Origin of the sequence: Aureibaculum luteum (genome assembly GCF_003449015.1) — a bacterium.
GTDB classification, from domain to species: Bacteria; Bacteroidota; Bacteroidia; order Flavobacteriales; family Flavobacteriaceae; genus Aureibaculum; species Aureibaculum luteum.
In genome coordinates this window covers 1-4,518 of sequence record NZ_QRGD01000022.1, presented here as the reverse complement: position 1 = coordinate 4,518, position 4,518 = coordinate 1, and the positions used below count along the sequence as shown (strand labels likewise).

General features: G+C 31.6%; 4 protein-coding genes. All 4 read right to left on the bottom strand.

All coding sequences use genetic code 11. The features are described 5' to 3' along the window. Window positions 1-258: 258 nt before the first annotated feature. Entirely contained in the window at window positions 259-798 is a 540-nt protein-coding gene (locus tag D3P13_RS21615; protein ID WP_117885776.1) for a dihydrofolate reductase family protein, read from the bottom strand. A 172-nt stretch (window positions 799-970) separates the two neighbouring features. After that, window positions 971-1,867 (bottom strand): hypothetical protein, encoded by an 897-nt coding sequence (locus D3P13_RS21610; protein ID WP_117885773.1) that lies wholly within the window; start codon window positions 1,865-1,867, stop codon window positions 971-973. A gap of 231 nt (window positions 1,868-2,098) precedes the next feature. Further along, the gene (locus D3P13_RS21605) at window positions 2,099-3,271 is read right to left on the bottom strand and encodes a hypothetical protein (protein WP_117885771.1); all 1,173 of its coding nucleotides are present in this window, start codon (window positions 3,269-3,271) and stop codon (window positions 2,099-2,101) included. A gap of 169 nt (window positions 3,272-3,440) precedes the next feature. Further along, window positions 3,441-4,253, bottom strand: coding sequence for a hypothetical protein (locus D3P13_RS21600; RefSeq protein ID WP_157973007.1), 813 nt, complete (start codon window positions 4,251-4,253; stop codon window positions 3,441-3,443). Window positions 4,254-4,518 lie beyond the last annotated feature (265 nt).

Below are 4,518 nucleotides of genomic sequence, written 5' to 3'. Positions count from 1 at the left end.
ACTCGTTGTTTAAAACAAAACCTGTAATTTGGTAAGATTAAACAAAAAATACGGCAGGTTATTAGACAGACTGACGTGCTTGTATATGTTTTACTTCACCAGTTCACTTCGCTTGTGTATCACTTGTTTAAACAACTAATTTAGCAAATAAAAACCAAATATAATGCTGAAGTCTCGGAACGTTAGCCCAGAGGCTTCGAGGTTCTTAAGTAGTCTAGTACAACTATTAAATTATACGCGTTGTTGGCCTTTCGTATTTTATTTCTTTCGTATGTAATGATTCTGTGTTAATTGGTTCAAATATGTTTTTGTTTCAATCAGTTCAAATTTCAGTTCGTTTGGAAGTTCAGTGAATAAAGAAGAGCCACCACCCAATAAAATCGGAATTGTCGTAAGCACCATTTCATCTATTAAGTCCTCTTTTAGAAAATTTCTTATAGTGGTTCCACCATCAATATAAAGTCTGTTAAATCCTTTTTCGTATATCTGGTCTAAAATTTCCGTCAAAGTTCCTTTAACCAAAAATACTTTTTCTTTATGGCTTTCAGGTATTTGTTTTAACGTATTACTCAATACAAAAACTGGTTTATCATAAGGCCAATCAACATCAAATCCGCATACAGTTTCAAATGTTGTTCGTCCCATAACAAGAGCATCAATTCCATTGTTGAATTCTATATATCCCATATCATCATTATCGGGATTTGGAATTGAGTATAGCCAATCAATTCCGCCATTTTTGTCAGCAATGTAGCCGTCTAAACTTGTTGCAATAAATACACTATTCTTTTTATTCATTATTCCTTTGAGAATTGTTTGTTAATATGAATGCCATTGGTTTGTGTATCCAGTTAGCTCCGCTTGAGTGTGGCTTGTTTAAGTACCTAATTTACTAAATAAATCAAATCCCAATCCTTCGGGAGAATTCTGAAGTCAAGCAATGAATTATAAAAGGTGTTAGGCATAGTATTTATTCAATACCATATTTTAATTTTATTTCTTTTCTCTTTTTTTCGCCGGCTAATTCAAATCCAAATCCGCCTTGACTTCCGAAAATCTGATAACCAAAAGTTAGCCCATAATATCTGTCAATCATCATTTTCAAAGGTGTTTCATCTAATTCTTTTTCTTTTACTGCTTTATGGATTATGGGAAGATATTCGGACATCATTTCGGTGTTTGAGTGTTGAATGACAGCCCACATAACACTTTCAAAATTTTCTCCAACTAAACTTTTACCTAAATAAGTTTTGTGTTCTTTGTAAAGAGCATTAATGATTTTTTGATTTTTTATGTCCAATTTTTTCTGTTTGTCTAACAATTCTCTTGATGATTGATTTCTATATTTTTGGTCGTCAATGTTAACTTGATTGATTTTTTTTACTAAATCAATATTCAATGAATTTAACGTACAATATTCATCAATTATAAATTTCTTTTCTAACGTTGATTTTGATGTACACTCTTTTAATTTGTTTAAATAATCTGCTCGAATTACATCATATTTTGGATTTGTTTTGATAGAGTTTTCAAATGACAACATATATTCACAGCTACCCTCAGCATTTTTAAATTTCTCAAAAGCAATTTTTATATTCTTTTCGCTTTCTTTTAATGTTAGAAATGCTGAAAGTATATTAAAATAGTCAGCCAGATTAAAATTTTCAGGATTGTTCTTTGTCGCAGATTTTGTTTCTTTTACAATCATACTAGCATAGTCAAAATCTTTCTTTGAAATTTGAGCATTTTGTTTCGGTTCATAGCTCAAAAACTGGTTTTCAAAATTGTCATATTCGAATTCAGTTCCAGTCTGTGCGTTGCAAAAAGATATGCTGACTATAAATAAAATAAGTAAATAGTTTTTCATTACGATAGTTTTGTCATTTTTTGCCTAAAAATTTTATAATCCCATTGCGTTCATAACCGTTATAGTTTTTCTTGTAATAACAAAGCTAAAGCGAAAAACACTTCAAATGGATTGGAGTAGGGGTTTTATTCAGCGACTGCCTTTCAAATATAATAATAAATTCAATAGAAATAAAGTGCTATTAGTTCGCATTTCGCGATTTAACTTGTTGCAGTTTAGGTGTGGTCGTACTTAATAGTCTCTAACGTCATCAAACCATTGCATTGCTGTTTTGGCATCAATTTCAAAGCTAGCAACTTGTCTTAATTGGTATACCGCTTCACCAATGTCTTCTCGCTCTGTGGTTTCTATCTGTGGTAAGTTATTAAATACGTTAACAAATTCAGTGAGTACCTCTTTTGCTTCTTTTTCCGTTTTAGCTTTTTTTATTTTTTTTAAGGTTGCTTTGTAGTTTTTTACGGCTGTTTTTGCATTTTTTCCTTCCCAAGCGGCAAAAGGAATTCCATATTCTGTACTAAACCAAATCAATTTTCTTAATTGTGAAACCGTTGAGTAATTAAGCTCACGTTCTTTTTTTATCGCTTTTAATTCATTTCTCAATAAATTACCTTGAATTTCTTCAATGTTCCAACCGATAAATGAAGTTAATTTTTTCCAAGATTTTAAGGCCGGTAACTGCTGTAAGTTGGGAGCATAACGTATTGCCAACCGTTCTAAGTCTACAAAATGTTCTAAACAATTTAAGTTGGTATAATTACCTGATAGGCTTAAACTGGTTAGGTTTTTAAATTGCAATAGGCTTTCACAATCAAAGGGTTGGCCTAAAGGAGTAACCGTAATATCTAATGACGTAATATCTTTAAAAGCTTCAAAATTGGGCAGTTGATAGTTGGTCTTATTCTTTTTCTCAGTCTTCGGAAAAAAAGATAAAGTAGCTATGTTACCGGTTTTGCTAACCGCTATATGGTGTAAATTGCCTGTTAATGAGACAGCTCTGTGATTTCCAAATTTTAATTTTATGTTGTATGCGTCGGCATTAATAGTTAATCCACCTATTTTTGATTTGGTAAAATCAGCAGTTGTAGCTTGAAGTGGCGACCATGTAAAACCTTCAATTTCTCTTTTTTCAGACCATGGTATAAAACGAGCATCATTACCCCAGTAATAGAAATTTCTAGGCCAATCTCCAAAGGGATTTAGTTCTTGATGTTCTTTTCCGTGCGGTGTAAAAAGTAGATTGAAAGCCTCCCAATTTAAAGGTAATTTATGATCTACAAGTACATCATATTTTTTAGCATCCATACCTAGGGCTCCCAGAGCAAAACTTCCTTGGCCTAATGGAATGGTTACGGCATGACTTTTTTCTCCAGTTAATGATAGAATTATAGGTTTTTCTCTGTCCATAGATTTAGATTGGTCTTCGTCATTAACGTATGTTTAGCTGATTTCATTGCGTGTTTCAAGAATCTAATTTAGTAAAGAATGAACGCAAGCCACAACGCTACGGGGTGCGTAAGTAGGCGAGAACCAGCCATTAATTATAAATGTTGTTGTGTGCAGTTATTATTTTCCGTTACATAATTGTGTCGTTCTCAAAGTCATTTATTAAAATCCTTTCAAGGTTTTCCAGATTAGAATACTCATAAATATATTCGGAAGACTTAATTATACTATCATTTACTTTCTTGAACGTTGTACTCGATTTTAAATTTTTATTAATATCATAGTCATAACGATTAACTTTGAAAGGCTCTTTGTATTCGTGAGTCAACTGAATAATGTTTCCGTTCAGATATTTCATTCTGCTTATTTCAAGTGTATCATTATTGACAATTTGAATTCCAAATTCAGGCTTTTCATTATCATTGAATTTTGTGAGGTTTACTGAATTAATAGAATCAGAATCAGAATCAGAAGTTATTGATAGAGTTTCTTTTTTTCCTTTACTATTGTATGAATAATTATATTTCATAAATATCGTATCGGAACTTTTAGATTCGATATTTACCATTTGAGCTTTGTCAATAACATTATCTTTATTTACAAACGTTTCGTATTCCAGTTTCCAATCTCCAGTTCCAAAATCAGTTAATTGATAAAATAAATCCTCATTATTTCTATAATATGTTTGCTTTGTCGTTTTTCCATATTTATTCTTGTGTTCTTTCCATTTATAAAGAACAATTTCATTTTTTCCTGTTTTAATTTTCTCAATTGAAAGAGTATCAATAATGTTTTCGTTATCATCTATTGAAACCTCAAATGTCGTTTTACTAAACTTCAGTTTATCTATTTTCTCAATGATAGATTTATTATCAATCAAAAGGTCGGATTGACAAGATTGAACTATGATTAATAGTAATAAAATAAGCAGGTTTTTTCTCAATGTTTATTGGTTTGGATTAATTGCACACAACGGTTCGTATATAATTTGTGCGGCTTAAAATCCGCGAGGATTTTCAGCTAGTCAAATCAGATACTAAATATAATAGTTTTAAATGAAGTACTAAAGCAAGCATGAATTGTATACAATGTGTGTGCCCAGCATGGGCATCTTTTCCTTACGAAAGTAAAGAATTAATCTAGAGGGTGCAAGTCCCTTATGGGCATGGGTAACGCCCTGAACCATTAGTAAGCTGCAAGGTTGCTAA

Coding starts and splice junctions, on each gene's coding strand:
- D3P13_RS21615 (WP_117885776.1), bottom strand. CDS start 798: ATGAATAAAAAGAATAGTGTATTTATTGCAACAAGTTTAGACGGCTAC.
- D3P13_RS21610 (WP_117885773.1), bottom strand. CDS start 1,867: ATGAAAAACTATTTACTTATTTTATTTATAGTCAGCATATCTTTTTGC.
- D3P13_RS21605 (WP_117885771.1), bottom strand. CDS start 3,271: ATGGACAGAGAAAAACCTATAATTCTATCATTAACTGGAGAAAAAAGT.